Here is a 17648-nt window from a genome sequence, read left to right as displayed (position 1 = left end):
ACTTGGTGGGGACCTTCCGAGAGATTTCGCGAGCGGCCGCGGCCGACGGGGGTGGTCCGGCGATGTTGCGCACAGTTCGCGAGAATTTCTCGGACACGGTGGTGTCGTCGTTGCGGACTTTCGGTCGTGCGGTGGGTATCGCGCAGGAGTCGGTGGTCGGGGCGGTTGGTGATGTCGCGCGTCGGGAGTTTCAGTGGCGTGAGGCGGTGTTGCAGGCGTGGCGGTTGATCACGGTGACGACGGTGCCCGCGATCTTGATGGCGATTCCGTTCGGGGTGATCGTGTCGATCCAGGTGGGCAATCTGATCCACACGTTGGGTGCGGATTCGTTGTTGGGTGCGACCGGTGGTCTCGGGGTGATCAAGCAGGGTGCGCCGATGGCGACCGGGTTCCTGTTGGGTGGTGCGGGGGCGGCGGCGATCGCGGCGGATTTGGGGGCGCGCACGATTCGGGAGGAGATCGATGCGTTGCACACGATGGGGATCTCGCCGATTCATCGGTTGGTGATTCCGCGGATGGTGGCGATGTTGATGGTGGCGCCGTTGTTGAACGTGTTGATCATTTTCGTCGGTGTTTTGGCCGGGTATGCGGTGGCGATCGGTGGGCAGGGGGTGACGCCTGGGTCGTATTGGGCGACGTTCGGGTCGTTCACGACGACGGCGGATGTGTGGGTGTCGTTGGTGAAGGCGTTGATCTTCGGGTTTTTGGTGGTGGTCATCGCGTGTCAGCGGGGGTTGGAGGCCAAGGGTGGTCCGCGGGGTGTTGCTGATGCGGTGAACGCGGCGGTGGTGTTGTCGGTGGTGTCGATCGTGTGTGTGAATCTGTTGTTGACGCAGGTGACCGCGATGTTCCTCCCCACGAGGCTGGCCTGATGACCGCGTCGTCCTACGTCCCCGCCGGCCTCGGCAGGCTGACCCGCCGACTGCGTGCCACGCGGCCGTTGCATCCGCTGGAGGCCCTCGGCTTCGCGGCCGGATTCGTTTGGCAGGCACTGAGTTCCATCCCGCTGACGGTCACGCACTATCGCGCGGAGACCATGCGCGCCATCACCAATATGACCTGGGGCCGCGGCTCGGTGATCGTCGGCGGTGGGACGGTGCCGATGATGATCGTGCTCGGTGCCGCGATGGGCGCGTCGGTCGGCGTGGAATCCTTCGCCACCCTGGACATGCTCGGTATGGGGCCGGTCACGGGGCTGATCTCGGCCTTCGCAACGACCCGGGAACTGGCCCCGATCGCCGCAGCGATCGGCTTCGCCGCGCAGGCGGGCTGCCGGATGACGGCCGAGATCGGTTCGATGCGCATCTCCGAGGAGATCGATGCGCTGGAGGCGCTCGGCCTTCGCTCGGTGCCGTTCGTGGTGACGACGCGGGTGATCGCGGGCGCCATCGCGATCGTGCCGACCTTCCTGATCGCGCTGATCCTGTCCTATCTCGCCTGCCGCGGCCTCATCACGCTGGTACACGGCCAATCCGCGGGCGTCTACGACCACTACTTCTTCCAGTTCGTGTCCGGATTCGACGTGATCGCCGCGGTGCTCAAGGTCGCGATCTTCGGCACGGTTGTCATCCTGATCCATTGCTACTACGGGTTTTTCGCCACCGGCGGCCCGGAAGGCGTCGGTGTCGCGTCCGGCCGCGCGGTGCGCGCGAGCTTCGTGGCCATCATCGCCGTCGACATGGTCTTGTCCATCGTCTTGTGGGGCTTCAACGCCGCCATCAGTTTCACGGGGTAGGAATGCCGAATTACGGAATGCCCGGTGTCGCGATCGACCGCAAGATGTCGATACGAACCGGGGCGGTCTTGCTGGCGGCGGTCGTGTGCGTCGGCGCGAGTTGGCGCGTCTACGACGGCGTCGGCGCGGAGGACGGCCTGCGAATCTCGTTGCACACCGAGCAGATCGGCGACGGGGTGGTCGCTGGCACGCAGGTCAAGGCCGACGGCGTGCTGGTCGGCGAGGTCGCCGAGATCGCGCCCGACGAGGCGGGCACCCAGCGGATCACGTTGCGGCTGGACGACTCTCGCCTGGACGGCCTCGACGACAGCTTGCGCGTCGACTACGCCACCGGAAACGTCTTCGGCATCAGCGAACTCGCGCTGCGCGCCGGACCGGGCGGTGCGCCGCTGCGGCCGGGCACGGTGATCGACCTGACCGGTTCGAACGCCTCGCACGCCTACGACGCGACGATGGGCAGCCTGCTGCGCAGCGTCTCCCGGGTGAGCAACGAGGTGCTCACCGCGCAGCTGACCTCGGTGCTTGCCCAGCTCGCCGGTGACATCCGGGCGTTCACGCCGCTGCTGCAGTCGATGGTGGTGCTGGCCCGCACGGTCGCCGACACGCAGACGTTGCCGCTGTCGTATCAGCTCGGCCAGTTCGGTTCGGCGCTGGGTGGCGCGGCCCCGTTCGTCGGCGCGACACTGCAGGTGATCGATCAGGTCTATCGAATTCCGGTGCTGCGCACGGACCGCGAACGCTTCGACGCGACGATCGACATGGTTGTCGAGCAGCTCTTCCCCGCCTTCGAAGGAACGATGTATCGCGCGGGTGACGAGTTCGCCGAGTACGCGGCGATGTTGACGCCCGTTCTCGCGGCTGCCGCCGGGATGGTGTCGACGCCCGAGCAGTCCAGTGCCGAACTGCGCGAACTGCTCGATCGGTTGCGCTCGGCCATGCCGGAGACGACGGAGGGCCCCGTCCTGAACGTCGACATCGACGTGCGCACGGTGCCGGTCCTCGCGCCGCTGCTCGGCGACGCGGGAGGTCAGCGATGATCTCGGTCCGCGCGGCGGGTCTGCGGCTCGCGCTGTTCGCGGGCGCGATGGCGGCGGTGCTGGCGCTGGTGATCACCGCGATCCAGCGGCCTGTCTCCGGCGATACCGACAGCTACCGGGTGATCTTCACCGATGCCAACGGTCTGAAGACCGGTGACGACGTGCGCATGTTCGGCGTGCAGGTGGGCAAGGTCGAAACCATTGCCCTGCACGGGAATCAGGCCGAGATCGGCATCACGGTGCGCCGCGCCTCGCCGGTGTACGACAACTCGAGGTTCGCGATCCGCTACCAGAATCTGACCGGACAGCGGTACGTGGATCTGCAGCAGCAGAACACGCCGAGCGGCCGGACCGCGCCGGGCTCGACGATCGGAACCGACCGCACGGTGCCATCGTTCGACGTGACCAGCCTGTTCAACGGGCTGAAGCCGGTGCTGGCCACCCTCTCGCCCGAGGCGGTGAACCAGTTCAGCGAGAGCATGCTCGCGGTGATCGAGGGCAACGGCAACGGCATCGGTCCCGCGCTCGACGCCATCGGAACCCTCAGCAGGTACGCGACCGACCGGCAGCAGGTGATCTCGACGTTGATACGGAACCTGTCGCAGATCTCCGACCAAATCGGCGGGCGCTCACCGCATTTGGTGACGCTGCTGAGCAAGCTGGCCGACGTCTTCACCTCGTTGCAGATCAAGATCACCGGACTGATCGATTTCGCGCTGACCGCGCCGCCGGTCCTCGATCCGGTCGACTCGCTGCTCGCCACGCTCGGGCTCACCGAGGACGCCAACCCAGATCTGGACACCATCGTGCACACCCTCTTCCCGGACCCGAAGGTCTTCGTCGACCTGCTCGGCAGACTGCCCGCCCTGCTGGCCGGGCTGCGCGAGGCGCTTCCGGCTACCGCCTCGAACACCGCGCTGACATGCAGTCGCGGCGAGGCCGAGGTACCCGGCGCGCTCGACGTGCTGATCGCGGGCCAGAAGGTGGCGATATGCAAGGGATGACGCGAGTTCAGCGCTGGTTCGACCGGAACCGGCCGCGCCGCGACGAGGCCGCCACCCGCAGGCGCGACCTGCGCCTCGGCGTGCTCGGCGTGCTGCTCGTCGCGCTGGCCATGGCGGCAGTCGCGGTGCTGTACGCGGTGCCGTTCGGTAAGCGCACCTACACGGCCGAGCTCACCGAGGCCCAGTCGGTGCGTCCCGGCGACGACGTGCGACTGGCGGGTATCTCCGTCGGCAGCGTCGAATCGCTGGAGCTGCAACAGGATCGGGTGCTGATGACGTTCACCGTCGACTCCTCGGTCTTCGTCGGCAAGGAGACCTCGCTCGACATTCGCATGCTGACGATCGTCGGCGGCCACTACGTGGCGCTTTTTCCCGCCGGAAACGTCCCGCTCGGCTCGCGAACCATCCCCTCGGATCGAGTTCGGCTCCCCTACAGCCTGATTCAGGCATTCCAGGACGCCGTCGAACCGATCCGCCGTATCGACGGCGGCGGCCTGCGCGACAACTTGGCCGCGATGGCGGACTCGCTCGAGGCGAGCCCGGACAGCCTGCGCCGTACGCTCGACGGAGTCGAACATTTCGTCGATGTCCTCGACCAGCAGCGGGCCGATGTCTCGAAAGCCATTGGCATCGCGGACGAATACCTCACCGCCGTCGGTGCCGCGAAGGGCGAGCTGGGACGGCTGGTGGAGAAGATCAACCTGCTGGAGACACTGCTTGCCGACAAACGCACCGAGGTACGCACGGCCGTGGAGGCGCTGGACCGGGTGATCAGTAGGCTCGGCGCGCTGCAGTCCGCCTGGGGCGGCACGCTCCGGCCGATGGCCGAACAGCTCGCCGCAGCGGTGCCGGAACTGGAGCGGCTCGGCGAACGTCTGCAACCGGTCATCGACGATGTGCACGCGCTCGGCCGGCGTCTCGGGCAGCTCATGCCGCGCGAGGGCGAGGTCGTGATCGATCATTCGAACACCACCGTCCAAGCGCCGCCCGCCGAACCGATCTGCGTGCCGGTCGCGGGGAGGGTCTGCTGATGCTGATGAAAGTCCTTGCCTCGCGCGGATTCATGTCCGTCGCCGGAGCTTTGGTGATCGCGGCGGTGGCGGCGGCCGCGTACGTGGTGGCCGCGGATCCCTTCAAGAGGACCGAAACCTACTGCGCCCTGATGCCCGACACGATCGGTCTGTACGTCGGCAATCACGTCACCATGCGCGGTCTGCCGGTCGGCGAGGTGACCGCGATCGAGCCGTCGCCGACCTCGGTGCGGGTGGAGTTCACCGTCGACGCCGACCATCCCCTGCTGGCAGGGGCAGCGGCCACAACGGTTTCCGACACGATCGTCGCCGATCGCGAACTCGCGCTGGTGAATACCGGGAAGACGTCGGAGCGTTGGGATTCCGCGCAGTGCCTGACCAAAACGCTGACTCCCAAGAGCATGACGGAAACCCTGGGAGCGCTGGCCGAATTGTCCAGCGAGGCATTGGGTCCCGAAGGCGGTGAGCAGAACGAGTTGGCCCGCGGCATCAGCGCGTTGAACGCGGCGACGGCGGGCACCGGCCCGCAGCTCAACGAGATCGTCCGCAAGCTGGGCGGCGCGCTGAACTCCCCCGATGCCGCCATCGGCCACCTGGCGGGACTCATCGACGCGCTGTCCTCGCTGTCGGGCAGCGTGGCGGCCCGCTGGGGCGACATCAAGTCGATGCTGCTGCGCCTCTCCGACGTGCTCGGCCAGGTGAACAACGAGCTGTTCGGCCGAACCGTCGAGATCATCGACAGCTTCCAGCGGTTGCTGCCGATGCTCAACGAGATCACGAGCATGTTCGGCGATCCGATCTTCCGAGTGTTGGACGCCACCGTGCCGTTGGTGCGGTTGCTGCGCGACAACGTGGACAGCCTGCGCGACATCGTCACCAAGGTCCCCGCGCTCACCGCGGCGATCGGCACCGTGACGGCGAACGGCCTCGCCTACCTGCCCCCGAAAGTGGCTCTACCCGAACAGGATGCGGAACAGGTGTGTGCCGCGATCAACGCGATCTCGCCCGGGCGCTGCGGCGCGTCGGCGGACGGCAAACCGCAGGTCGACCTGGTGCACTGGGTCCTCGGCATGGCGGGAGCACGGTGATGGCTTCGAGGGTTCGCCGCGGCCTGCTCGCCGCGCTGCTCGCGGCCACGCTGCTCGGCGGCTGCGCGTTCGATCCGGCGTCGGTCCCGGTGCCGGGTGCCTCGGTGTCGGGGCCGACGTATCCGATCCGCATCGAGTTCGCCAACGCGCTGAACCTGCCCGCGCGGGCCAAGGTCATGGCCAACGGCGCTCAGGTCGGCAACGTCACGGGGGTGACCGTGGTCGATCCGGCCGCGACCAACGGCGGCGGCGGTTACGTCGTCGTCGAGGCGGAGATCGAGAAGTCGGTGCGGATTCCGACCAGCACCCTCGCCCAGCTGCGGCAGAACACGGTGCTCGGCGACATCCACATCGCCCTCGCCACCCCGCCCGACGGCTTCGGCTCGATCCTGGCGGCGGGCGGAACCATCCCGCGCGCCCAGACGGTCCCGGCCACGCAGATCGAGGACACCATGGCGGGCGTCGCGACCTTCGTGCAGGGCGGGGCGGTCGGTCAGTTCCAGGAGATCGTCGACCGGCTGAACACGGTGCTGCCCGCCGATCCCGCCGAGACGGCGCGGATCTCGGAAGCGGTGGGCGCCAACGCGATCGATCTGGCCGAGCATCTGCGTGAGGTCGACATCTTCCTCGACGCGCTCACCGCCGATTCCGCCGTGGTGAAGGAGATGGGCCCGCAAGTCGCCGAACTGCTGACCGAGCCCGCCGTGGAACAGGTTTCGGCGTCGGTCGCGTCCATCGTCGATGTCGTCGGGGTGCTCGGTGCGCTGGGCAGTGTCTCGCATTCGATGGTGTGGCTGGCTCCGCTGGCGAAGTCGGGTGATGCGGCGGCCCGCGCGTTCGTCCCGCTGGCGTTCACGTCGCGACCGCTCGATCTCAGCGCGCCGTCGAATCTGAATGCCCTCGTGGCGTTGATTCGCGATCGGATCATCCCGTTCGTCGAGCGAGGCCCGAAGGTGAACATCGTTGGTGTGACTGTGGATTCCGGCGAGGCCTCGTCCGACGACCAAGTCGAGCAGGTCGTCCGGGCGCTGCGCATGATCGGAGCGGTGCGATGAGGGTCGGTTCGCTGTTTTCCTTGGGTGGGATCGCCGTGATCACGGTGCTCGGCATCGGGTATCTCACCTTCGGCGTGGTGCGGGTGGAGCCGATGCGCGAAAGCCTTCGGGCCACCCTCGTGGTGGGCAATTCCGGTGGGCTGGAAGTGGGTTCGCCGATCCTGCTGCGCGGGGTCGAGGTCGGCGAGGTCACCGCGCTGCGGCGCGGGCGCGGGCGGGTGGAGGCCGACTTCGATCTCGATCGGCGCTACCGGTTGCCCGTGGACAGCACCGTCGTCATCGAGGGACTGTCGGCGCTCGGCGAACCGTACGTGGAGTTCACCCCGAACACCGACGACGGCCCGTACCTCGCCGAAGGCCAAGTGCTGGAGGGCCTTCGGGTGCGCACGCCACTCTCGACACCGGAGGTCGCGCGCCTGGTCACCCAGGTGATGAACCAGCTCGACCCGAACGCGATCGGCGAGTTCATCGACACCCTCGGCATCGCCATGGAGGGCACCGAATCGGTGACGCCCGGCCTCACCAGATCCACCGACCTGCTGGCCGCGGCCATCATGAGCCGGTCACCGCAGATCGGCACCATCATGACCGATCTGCAATCCATCGCGCCGGACATGGACTGGACCGGGCCGTCCTTCGCCACGGCCGCACCGAGTTTCATCGAGTTCGGTCAACGGGTCGATCAGATCGCCGAGGCGGTGGGCCGCCTGGCGCGGACCGGCGATACACCCGCCATGTACCTGGAGGGAAACGGGCTGGTGCCCTTCCTGACTCGGCTCACCGAGTGGATCGCCACGGTGGGTCCTGAAGTGAAGCCCCTCGCGCCGATGCTCCAACCCCTCGCCGACGCGGCGGCACACAGCGCGCCCCAGGTCGACCTGAGCGCGCTGATCACGCAGGCTTTGGCAGCCACCGAACCCGAAGGGGCCGTGCGTATTCGGGTCGGGGTCAAGTAGCGGCTCTCGGCGAGGTATCCCGTGAGACGGTCGAAACCGGTTGCCGTGCGGTACGCACTTCCGGGTAAGTACTGGACAAAATAGTAGGTACTTGTGGCGAATCCGCGTCGCGCCGGAGAATGATCTCGGCGCGCCACACTGAAGGATCTCGAATCACCGAGGAGTGGACTGTTATGGCGGATTCTCCGCACACATCGATCACGGTGCTCGGCCTCGGCGCGATGGGTCAGGCGCTGGCCGCGGCGTTCCTGCGCGGCGGGCACCCGACCAAAGTCTGGAATCGCAGCCACGGGCGGGACGCGGAACTCGTCGGTGCCGGGGCGAGGAGCGCGGCGACGGCGGCCGAGGCGATCGCGGGCAGCGACCTCGTGGTGGCCTGCCTGCTCGACCACGCGTCGGTGCACGAGGTGCTCGATCCGGTGGCGGCGGAGCTGGCCGGAACGGCGCTGGTGAACCTGACGAGCACGGAACCAAGCGGCGCTCGCGAGCTCGCGGCGTGGGCAGCCGAGCACGGTATCGAGTATCTGGACGGCGGCATCATGGCCGTGCCGTCGATGATCGGACAGCCGGGTTCGGCCGTACTCTACAGCGGTTCGCGCACGGTGTTCGACATCCATCGCTCCGCCCTCGAATTACTCGGTGCTTCCGAGTATTTCGGCGCGGACGCCGGACGCGCCTCGCTGGTGGATTTCGCGCTGCTGTCCGGGATGTACGTCATGCACGCGGGCTTCTACCACGGCGCGGCCATGGTGCGCTCGATCGGCATGACCGCCGAAGAATTCGGACACCGTTCGGCCGCATGGCTTTCCGCGATGACGGCGTCCTTTCCGTTGGCGGGCGCGCAGATCGACTCGGGTGACTACACCCGAGTCGGGCAGCCGCTCGATTTCACCAAGGCGGCGCTGGACGCCATCGTCTCGGCCAGCCGCGACGCGGGCGTCGACCTCGACATCATCGGCGCGGTCCGCGATCTCGTCGACCGCCAAGTCGCCGCGGGTTACGGCAAGCAGAGCTCGGAGCGCGTGTTCGAAAGCCTGCACCCGCCCGTCCGACCCGTCTAGAGCGCTGCATCGGCCGCCGCGACCAAGTCCTGAGCGCGGCGGTCGCCCGCGAGGCGCGAATACCTCTCACACGCCCCGAAACGCGGGATCGCAGTTACCGGCAACAGAATTCACGAAAGAGCGGAACGCGGCCTACATCACGTGTCACCAGCCGCGCTCGCGCCACTCCGCGAGGTGGGGGCGTTCGGTGCCGAGGGTGGTGTCGTCGCCGTGGCCCGGGTAGACGACGGTGTCGTCGTCGTAGCGGTCGAAGAGTTTGGTGGTGACGTCGGTGTAGAGGGTGTCGAAGTCTTCGGGGCTGTGGGTTTTGCCGACGCCGCCGGGGAAGAGGCTGTCGCCGGTGAAGTGGTGGATGCGGCCGGGTTCCTCGGGGAGGGCGAGGGCGATCGAGCCGGGGGTGTGGCCGCTGAGGTGGATGACGGTGAGGGTGAGGTCGCCGATCTCGACCGTGTCGCCGTCGTCGAGGAGGCGGTCCGGGGTGACGGGCAGCGGGTCGGCGTCGAGGCGGTGCGCAGCGGTGGGGACGTCGAGCTCGGCGGCGACCTCCTTCAGCGCCCACCAGTGGTCGGGATGCTGGTGGGTGGTGACGATCAGCCGGACCTTGCCGGGCGCTTCCTGGGCGACGAGCTCGAGAATGCGGTCGGGTTCGTTGGCGGCGTCGATGAGCAGCGCGGCGCCGGTGGCCGCGCACTGCACGAGGTAGACGTTGTTGTCCATCGCGCCGACGGACATCTTGATGATGCGCGCGCCGTCGAGGTCGCGCTGCTGCGGGTTCGAGCCCGCGGACACGTGGCCGGTGTAGGGGCGGTCGATCGTGATCACGCCACGATGCTATCCACTGATTCGCCGGGAACCGGGGATACATTCGTGGGATGCCGTCGCTGCCGAAACGTCGCGTCCGCTGGTCCGCCCTCGTGGGCGGTCTCCTACTGCTGGCCACGGTGCTGATCGGCGCGCCGACCGCCGCGGCGGAACCGCCGAGCCGAATGGACAGCTATGTCGTGGACAGCGCGGGCGTGTTGGACGGCGGCGAGCAGGACCGCGTCCAAGCGGCGGTGGACCGCCTCTACGACGACCGGCGGGTCCGCCTGTGGATCACCTACGTCCAGGATTTCGACGGGCTCGGCGCCGAGGCGTGGGCCGAACGCACCGCCGCCGCTTCGGGTTTCGGCACCCGCGATCTGCTGCTGGCGGTCGCCACCGGCTCCCGCGACTACTGGTTCTACGGCGACATGCCGGAGGGCGTCAGCGACGGCGAGCTGGATCAGCTACTGACCAACGAGGTCGAGCCCGCGCTGCGCGACAGCGACTGGGCTGCCGCGGGCATCGCGACCGCCGACGGACTGAACTCGGCGATGGGCGCGGGCGGCGTCAGCCTGCGCACGCTGCTGATCCCGGCCCTCGTCGTCGCCGTGGCACTCGGCGGGCTGCTGCTCTACACGCGCAAACGCCGCCGCGATCGAAACCGCGCCGAGTTGGACGCTGCGCGAAAGGTGGACCCCGACGACAGCGCCGCCCTCGCCGCGCTCCCGTTGGAGGCGCTGCACGCACGCTCTCGCGAGGTGCTCGTCGAACTCGACAACGCGGTGCGCACCAGCGCCGAGGAACTGGAATTGGCCATCGGCGAGTTCGGCGCGACCGCCGCGACGCCGTTCACCACCGCGCTGAACAACGCGAAAACCGCCGCCGCCAAGGCATTCGCCCTCCGCCAGCGGCTCGACGACGACATCCCGGAGACCACCGACGACCAGCGCCGCCTGCTGATCGAATTGATCGGCATCGTCGGCCGCGCGGATCGCGAACTCGACGGGCGGGTCGCCGAATTCGACGCGATGCGCGACCTGCTGATCGACGCGCCCGCCCGATTGGACGCGCTGACAAGGGATTTGGTCGACCTCACCGGCCGGGTGCCCGCCTCGGAAGCCGAGCTGTCCCGGCTGACCGCCGCGCATCCGCCCAGCGTGCTCGCTCCGATCCGGGACAACACGGCGATGGCACGCGAACGCATCGCCTTCGCCGAACAGAACGTCGACGCCGGACGCACCGCGCTGACGCGGCCGGTCGGCGAACAGGGCGCGGCCGTCGGCGCGATCCGGGCCGCCGAGGGCGCCATCGGCCAGGCGCGCACGCTGCTGGACGCGGTCGACAACGCGGCGACCACGATCCAGCAAGCCCGCGACGGCCTGCCCGCCGCGCTGGACGAACTGCGCAAGGACATCGACGCCGCCACCGAGCTCGTCACGTTCGGCGGCCCCGAGCTGGAAACCGCCACCGCTTCGGCCCGCCAAGCCCTGGACAAGGCATCCGCCGCGGCCGACGCCGACCCGCTGAGCGCCTTCCACGACGCGGTGGCCGCCGACGGCGATCTGGATCGCGCCATCGCCGCCGCCACCGACCGCAAACTCGCCGCCGAGGACCTGCGCCGCCGCCTCGATCATGCGCTCACCGACGCCGGCGCCCGGGCGGCAGCCGCGTCCGACTACCTCACCACCCGGCGCGGCGGCATCGACGCGAACGCCCGCACCCGGCTCTCCGAGGCGCAGCGGAATCTCGATGCGGCGCAACGGCTCCGCGGCACCGACCCCGGTCAGGCGCTGCGGCACGCGCAGGCCGCGGCCGATCTTGCGGGCCGCGCTCTGCAAGAGGCGCAGGCCAGCGTGCGTGCGTGGGAGGCGAGCAGGACGCCCTCGGGTGGGGCGCAGGCGGGCGCGGTACTCGGCGGCATCCTGTTGGAGGGTTTGCTGCGTGGCGCGGCGGGCGGGTATCGCTCCGGCGGCGGGTACCGGCCCGGCTCCTACGGCGGTTCCAGCGGGTCACGACGAGTCAGCAGGGGCGGGCGGTTCTGAGCCCTTGACCCTGACACCGTGTGAGGCCGTAGACCGGAGAGCGACATGTTCAGCATCGGAGATTTCGCCAGGCACGGACGGGTGTCGGTGCGCATGCTGCGTCACTACGACGGCATCGGGCTGCTGCGGCCCGACGTGGTGGACCCGGCCACCGGCTATCGGCTGTACGCGGCGGGCCAGCTCGCCCGGCTCAACCGCATCGTCGCGCTGAAGGAACTCGGCTTCACCCTGGAACAGGTGCGCCGGATACTCGACGAGGAGGTGAGCGGCGCGGAACTGCGCGGCATGCTCACCCTGCGCCACGCGGAACTGGAGCAGCGCGTCGCGGCGGACCGGGAACGGCTCTTCCAGGTCGAGACGAGACTCCGCGTCATCGAGAAGGAGGGCGCCATGCCCGCGCACGAGGTGGTCGTCAAATCCGTTCCGGCCGTCCGGGTCGCCGAATTGACCGGCGAGGCAGCCGATTTCGAGCCGAAGTCGATCGGGCCCGTGGTGAGTCCGCTGTTCGAGGAGCTGTGCGTGCGATTGGAGCGCGCAGGTGTCACGCCCGTCGGCCCGGCCATCGCCTACTACGACGAACGCGCCGACGGATCGGTGCGGGTGCACGCGGCATTGCCGGTCGCCACGGAACCCGCTCCGGGACAGGACTTCTCGATCGTCGACCTGCCCGCCGTCGAGCAGGCCGCCACCGTGGTGCACCGCGGCAGCATGAACGAGGTGCTGGAACCGTGGCAGGCGCTCGGCCGCTGGATCGACGCCAACGGCTACCGCTCGCAGGGCCTGGCGCGCGAAGTCACCCTGGAGTACACCGAGGACCCCAACGGCTGGGTCACCGAACTCCAGGAACCGATCGTCCGCCGCTGAACGGCTCCGCGGCGTCTCGACCTCGCACGCCTTTCGCACGCTTCACAGACGTCAGAACCTCTGCGAAGCGAGTGAAGCCTGTGCGAAGACGGAATCTGGATGGATGCTCAGACCTGCACGGTGATGGCGTGGATTCCGGTCGGGCCCAACGGGAATGGCGCGCGGGTGGCGCTTTCCTGTACGTGCCCGGAGCGGCTGGTGGCGCGGGCGCGCAGGGTATGCGGGCCGGGCGGGAGTTCGAGCGTGGTGCGCCAGCGTCGCCAGGCGGCGGGGGCCAGTTCGGTGCCGAGATCGACAGGGCGCCAATCGCCGTCGTCGACGCTGAGTTCCACCTGCGTGACGCCGTGCGGCGGCGCCCAGGCGACGCCTGCGACGGTGAGTGTGCCCGCGACGGTGCGGCCGGGGGCGGTCGTGTCGATGCGGGCGTGCGGCTCCACCCACAGCAGCTCGTCGGGCCAGCCGCGCTGGACCCAGTAGTCGGCGTGGCTGTCGTCGGTCAGTTCCAGTTCGGACAGCCATTTCGCGCCGGTGTACTGGCCGTAGAGTCCGGGCACGAGGACGCGGGCCGGGAAACCGTGCTCGGGCGGCAGCGGTTCGCCGTTCATGCCGATCACCAGGTAGCCGGGCAGTTCGCCGGAGCGCAGCGGTTCGACGGGCAGCGAGATGGTGTAGCCGTCGACGGCGCGGGTCACCAGCCGGGTGGCGCCGGGCTCCGGGATCGCGTGCTTCAGCAGGTGCGCGAGCGGCACGCCGAACCAGCGCGCGTTGCCCGCCCTGCCCTGGCCCGCCCGGTTGTGCACGCAGACCACGACGGCGTCGAACTCGACTGCGTCGGCAGCCAATTCGGTCAGCGACAGGCGCAGCGGGTGCGCCACCTTGCCGGTGACGGCCAGCCGCCAGCGGTCCGGGTCGATGCGCGGCGGGCGCAGGTTCACGTCGGCGACGTAGAACCGGCCCGCCGTGGTGATCAGCGGGGAGAGGCCCGGCTCCTCGAGCCCGTCGTCCGGCACGAGGCCGATGCCGCCGAACGGGCCGATGCGCCGAATCACGCCGTCCTGTGCGAGATCGTGATCGCGGTTCAGCTTCCGCGCCGCGGCGAGCAGTCCCGCGCCCGCCGCCGTCCACGCCAGTTTGCCGAGCAGTCCGCGCGGCCGCCTGCGCAAACCGGCCGCCAGCACCGCTGCGGCCGCCGACGCACCCGCGACCGTGGACGCGGACCTCGTCGACTCGCGCAGCGCCAACGCCGCCGCACCGGCGCCGAACGTCAGCGCGGCCGGTGTGCGCAGTCGAGGCGGCAGCGCGCCTGCCGCGGCGCTCGAGGCGATCACGCCCGCGCCGACACCGAGCCGGGTGACCGCCTTGTCGTGCCTGCCCGACAGCACGACGGTGGCCTCCACCACCGGAACCGGCGCGGTATCGATCATGGCCCGGCCGACGGTGTCGATCAGGGATCCGCCCTTGGCCGCGGCGATCGCCTCCCCCAACCCCAGTGCGGCGACACCCACCGCGGCCGCCCCGAGGCCCCCGCTCTCTTCGTTCGTCCGCACCGCCGAAACACCCGCTTCCGCCTCATCGCCTACGTGGTCTCCCCAGCATTGTCCACGAATCAGCGGGCATAGCCAGGTCCTTTGCGCGACAGCCGATCCCCGATCGGGTGGCCGCACCGTCACTCGGCCGTGAGCGCGTCGAGAATGGCCGCGTAGGTGGTCACCACCGCGGTCGGGCCGCGTGACAGCATGCGGACGACGGGGCGCTCAGACGTCGATGCAGACCGCTGCCAGATCGGCGAGTTCCCGGCCGACGGCGGACGGCAAGCGGGCCGCGAGCGGGCCGCCGCCGAGCACGCCGACGCACAGGCGGTCGGCGAAGGTGTAGACGAGGAAGGTGACGGCCGCCGACGGTCCCGCGGACGGGCGCGGGTGGGCGGAGAGGTAGACGATCTCGTAGTCGGTGAGTGTGAGTCCGGGCGGCGTGCGGAAGTACGGCACCCTGCCGGTGTTGGTCACCGCGATGTGTCCGGCCAGCGAGTGGATCGCGGTGGGCCCGAAGAACTCCGGGAAGTGCAGCACCGACTGCTGAACGATGCCCTCGGCGAGGTCGTGGCGAAGCCGCGCCGAAATGCGTTGCGCCAGTTCGATTACGTCGGTGGCGGTGGTGACGTCGGCGGCGAAGGCGGCCAGCCCGGCCATGTTGGTGCCGTCGGCGGCGGCGATCGGCGGGTTCAGTCGTGCGCGCATATCCACGGGGTACACACAGCGCAGCGGTACGGAGTCGCCCGGCCGCGCATCGTGCGAGTACGAGTCGCGCCGCCCCGAATCCCGCTCATCGTCCGGTTCGCCGGGCCCCGCACCGTGCTGATTTCGTGACTCTGCGTCGCCGGGGCCCACCCCGCGCGAATGCGGATCGCGCCATTCCGCAACCCACCGACCCCCCGGCTCGCCAGATACCGCACCGCACTGCCCCGAAGCACGCTGCTGCTCGACATCACCACGACCCACATCGCACGAATGCGGATCCCGCCGTTCCGCAGCGTGGCGATCCCCGGGCTCGCCAACACCCGCACCGTGCCGCCACGCACCATCGCGAGCGGAATCCCCTGGCTCCAAGCCGATTTCGCCCGCGTACGCCCGCAGCAGCGCGGCGGTGAGCAGCGCGTTGACGGTGACGCCGTGCCGCCGCCCGAGTTCCACGATCCGTGCCGTCGCCTCCGGTGAGAGGATCGTCCGTTCCGGCCGGGCCAGCGCGGCGGGCGCGGGCGTCGGCGGATCGGGCGGCAGGACCGGCGGGTGCGCCAGCGGTCGCGACGCGGACTCAAGGCCGGACACCGCCGACCTGGGAATGCCGTGCCGGGCGGCGTACCACTCCAGGGGACGCGGATATTCCTGCGGCGCAGCATCTTCCACGACGCCGGATACCTCGCCGGTGTAGCGGTCCCACAGCCTGGCCAGCAGCGCGACGCAGTGGCCCGCGTCGGCGACGGAGTGGTGGGCGTAGAACGTCACTCGGGCGCGGTCGTTCTCGGTCACCACGTCGAGGTAGGCGAGCTGGACCGACGGATCGAGCGACTCCTCCGGCAGCCGGACGGTCGCGGTGTCGCCGGTGCGCACCCACGCGCCCACCGCGCTCCCCGCCGGGCGCAACAGGTGGCCGGTCCCGGCGGCGTCCTCGCCGATGCGGCAGCGGAGGATCGGGTGGGCGCGCAGCAGTGCCTCGAAAGCGCTTCGCAAAGCCGGGATGTCGAGTTCGCCCTCGACCAGAACGGAGCGACCGGTATAGGTCGCGTGCCGCACGAAACGCTGCTCGGACGGCGCGAGCTCCCGCACCGTATCGTCCGCTGTCCACCACACAACGCCCAGGGTGCGGCAACGCCGGGTTCTGCGCAAACCGGGCAGTACGGAAGACTGACGGACATGAGTCTCGCCGCACATCTGGAGGAAATCGGCCGTCCGTTGGTCGCCGAACAGCGCGCGCATCCAACCGTGGCGGGCATCGCCGCGGGCGATCTGCCCGAGCCGGTATTCCGTTCGTGGCTGGAGCAGGACTACCTGTTCCTGCTCGACTACGTGCGGGTGTTCAGCAGGCTGGCCTGGCAGGCGCCCGCCGCGCACCTCGGCGATCTGGTCGACTTGGCGCACGCCACCTTTCACGACGAACTGGCCCTGCACCGCTCGCTGGCCGCGGAGTTCGGCGCCGACCTCGACGGCGCGACCAAGGGCGAACCGTGCGCGAACTACACCGCCTTCCTGTTGGACTCGGCCGCGAACTACGGCGAAGGTCTCGCCGCGCTCTACCCGTGCATGTGGGGGTACTCGACCCTCGGCGCGCAGCTCGCCATCGACCCGCCCGCCGAGCCACGCTACCGGCGCTGGGTCGACACCTACGCCGATCCGGGCTTCGCCGCGCTGACCCGCCGCTGCGCCGAGATGCTCGACGAATCCGGCGTCGACCCCGCACGCGCCGAACTCCTCTTCCGCGAAGGCATGCGGCACGAGCTGGCATTTTGGGATGTTCCCGTGAAATCGACCGACTGAATGTCACCGCGACCGACCTGGACAGGGTGGAGGTGACATTCAGTCGGCCACGCGATGCGGGCCGATAGCCGGGGTTGGCGGTGCACCGATGAATTCCGCGCGCCGGTTCGGTCTATCTACGTGAACCGGGCGGTGCACCACGCTGTTTGCCGCTCGGGCTCACTCGAAAATCATCGGGCAGCACCCGAAACGCGTCATGGCACGTCAGCGGTGTGACCGCTCGGAAGTCGCGCCGATCCAGTGTCAGCACATCCGGCGTCTCATACCGCTCCGCGAGCGCGATATTCGTAGCTCCGGTCAAGTCGAGCCGCAGCGCGATGTATTGATGCTGCACTTTGCGCGCTGTCCGAAGCACGGCTGCCGTAACCTCGGGAATCTCGATGCGCCCCGTCCGCTCCTGGGCAAGCAACCAGTCGTTGACACCGTAGGCCGCATCGCGGTTCACATTACGAGTGAGCACGTGTTCGATCTCGAGCAGCACCAACGGAGAAACACAGGTGAGCGCGGCTTGCTGCAGGACTGTGCGTGCCGGTTCATGATCGGGATCGGAGGCGTTGAACGCCGCGACAAGACCTGAGGTATCGCCGATCAGGATCATCGATCACCGGTCTTCGGCGTCGGTTATCGCATCCTGCACGTTCTGGTGAACCTCTTCGGCGGTAAGCGATCGACCGAGATCGACGACCGGAATGTCCCAGTCGTTCTGCCAGCGTCGGCTCCGAATCGCCGCGAGGTGGAACGCTTCTCGGAAGAACTCGGACTCCGGCCGCCCTTCCCGAGCTGCAGCCTGTTTGATCAACTCCAGGTCCGTCTCGTCGACCATGACCGTTGTCTTCTTCAAACCCATATGGTTATGGTACCCCCACCATACGTTGCCCATGATAGTGGAGCGGAAACGCGACGACCCGCGACCGGCAGGCGGTCGCGGGTCGTCGCTACA

17 protein-coding genes are annotated in these 17648 nt (G+C 69.1%); 12 read left to right on the top strand and 5 right to left on the bottom strand.

The genetic code is table 11. The annotated features are described in order from the left end of the window. Positions 1-62 precede the first annotated feature (62 nt). The 9 genes from CRP45_RS16500 (at position 63) to CRP45_RS16460 (ending at position 8967) form a co-directional block, all read left to right on the top strand. The gene (locus tag CRP45_RS16500) at positions 63-872 is read left to right on the top strand and encodes an ABC transporter permease (protein ID WP_067787181.1); all 810 of its coding nucleotides are present in this window, start codon (positions 63-65) and stop codon (positions 870-872) included. Beyond that, on the top strand, positions 872-1735 hold the full coding sequence (locus tag CRP45_RS16495; protein WP_067787183.1) for an ABC transporter permease: 864 nt from the start codon (positions 872-874) through the stop codon (positions 1733-1735). Before CRP45_RS16500 ends, CRP45_RS16495 begins: the two co-directional genes overlap by 1 nt. Positions 1736-1737: 2 nt before the next feature. Beyond that, positions 1738-2772, top strand: coding sequence for an MlaD family protein (locus CRP45_RS16490; RefSeq protein ID WP_097245798.1), 1035 nt, complete (start codon positions 1738-1740; stop codon positions 2770-2772). After that, complete coding sequence (locus CRP45_RS16485) at positions 2769-3776, top strand: MCE family protein (RefSeq protein WP_301315883.1); 1008 nt, start codon at positions 2769-2771, stop codon at positions 3774-3776. Before CRP45_RS16490 ends, CRP45_RS16485 begins: the two co-directional genes overlap by 4 nt. After that, positions 3764-4807 carry an MCE family protein gene (locus tag CRP45_RS16480; RefSeq protein WP_097245797.1) on the top strand — a complete coding sequence of 348 codons (1044 nt, stop codon included), beginning with the start codon at positions 3764-3766 and terminating at the stop codon, positions 4805-4807. Before CRP45_RS16485 ends, CRP45_RS16480 begins: the two co-directional genes overlap by 13 nt. Continuing rightward, positions 4807-5895, top strand: a complete 1089-nt coding sequence (locus tag CRP45_RS16475) for an MlaD family protein (RefSeq protein WP_097245796.1) — start codon at positions 4807-4809, stop codon at positions 5893-5895. The genes CRP45_RS16480 and CRP45_RS16475 overlap by 1 nt, the downstream gene beginning before the upstream one ends. After that, positions 5895-6950, top strand: coding sequence for an MlaD family protein (locus CRP45_RS16470; RefSeq protein ID WP_097245795.1), 1056 nt, complete (start codon positions 5895-5897; stop codon positions 6948-6950). The genes CRP45_RS16475 and CRP45_RS16470 overlap by 1 nt, the downstream gene beginning before the upstream one ends. Before the next feature lie 20 nt (positions 6951-6970). Beyond that, positions 6971-7906, top strand: a complete 936-nt coding sequence (locus CRP45_RS16465; protein WP_245910170.1) for an MlaD family protein — start codon at positions 6971-6973, stop codon at positions 7904-7906. A 173-nt stretch (positions 7907-8079) separates the two neighbouring features. Continuing rightward, on the top strand, positions 8080-8967 hold the full coding sequence (locus CRP45_RS16460) for an NAD(P)-dependent oxidoreductase (protein WP_097245793.1): 888 nt from the start codon (positions 8080-8082) through the stop codon (positions 8965-8967). Between the two features lie 144 nt (positions 8968-9111). Here the strand turns inward: CRP45_RS16460 and CRP45_RS16455 are convergent, their stop codons facing one another. Beyond that, on the bottom strand, positions 9112-9789 hold the full coding sequence (locus CRP45_RS16455) for an MBL fold metallo-hydrolase (protein ID WP_097245792.1): 678 nt from the start codon (positions 9787-9789) through the stop codon (positions 9112-9114). A 50-nt stretch (positions 9790-9839) separates the two neighbouring features. Here CRP45_RS16455 and CRP45_RS16450 point away from each other — a divergent pair, with 50 nt between their 5' ends. Beyond that, positions 9840-11813 carry a TPM domain-containing protein gene (locus CRP45_RS16450; protein ID WP_097245791.1) on the top strand — a complete coding sequence of 658 codons (1974 nt, stop codon included), beginning with the start codon at positions 9840-9842 and terminating at the stop codon, positions 11811-11813. 45 nt (positions 11814-11858) lie between these two features. Continuing rightward, complete coding sequence (locus tag CRP45_RS16445) at positions 11859-12677, top strand: MerR family transcriptional regulator (protein ID WP_097245790.1); 819 nt, start codon at positions 11859-11861, stop codon at positions 12675-12677. 107 nt (positions 12678-12784) lie between these two features. On the opposite strand, the gene CRP45_RS16440 is transcribed toward CRP45_RS16445, so the two are convergent. Next, on the bottom strand, positions 12785-14224 hold the full coding sequence (locus CRP45_RS16440; protein WP_143861453.1) for a molybdopterin-dependent oxidoreductase: 1440 nt from the start codon (positions 14222-14224) through the stop codon (positions 12785-12787). A gap of 207 nt (positions 14225-14431) precedes the next feature. Continuing rightward, a complete protein-coding gene (locus CRP45_RS34635) occupies positions 14432-16024 on the bottom strand; it encodes a phthiocerol/phthiodiolone dimycocerosyl transferase family protein (RefSeq protein ID WP_245910169.1) in 1593 nt (530 codons plus the stop codon). Positions 16025-16087: 63 nt separating this feature from the next. Between CRP45_RS34635 and CRP45_RS16430 the strand changes: the two genes are divergently transcribed. Then, positions 16088-16708 (top strand): TenA family protein, encoded by a 621-nt coding sequence (locus tag CRP45_RS16430; protein WP_097245788.1) that lies wholly within the window; start codon positions 16088-16090, stop codon positions 16706-16708. A gap of 112 nt (positions 16709-16820) precedes the next feature. On the opposite strand, the gene CRP45_RS16425 is transcribed toward CRP45_RS16430, so the two are convergent. Next, positions 16821-17306 (bottom strand): type II toxin-antitoxin system VapC family toxin, encoded by a 486-nt coding sequence (locus CRP45_RS16425; RefSeq protein ID WP_097245787.1) that lies wholly within the window; start codon positions 17304-17306, stop codon positions 16821-16823. Positions 17307-17309: 3 nt separating this feature from the next. Then, on the bottom strand, positions 17310-17555 hold the full coding sequence (locus tag CRP45_RS16420; RefSeq protein WP_067787317.1) for a ribbon-helix-helix protein, CopG family: 246 nt from the start codon (positions 17553-17555) through the stop codon (positions 17310-17312). Between the last annotated feature and the right edge of the window lie 93 nt (positions 17556-17648).

This window comes from Nocardia amikacinitolerans (assembly GCF_900215415.1).
GTDB lineage: Bacteria > Actinomycetota > Actinomycetes > Mycobacteriales > Mycobacteriaceae > Nocardia > Nocardia amikacinitolerans.
This window is presented reverse-complemented; position numbering and strand designations above follow the sequence as displayed.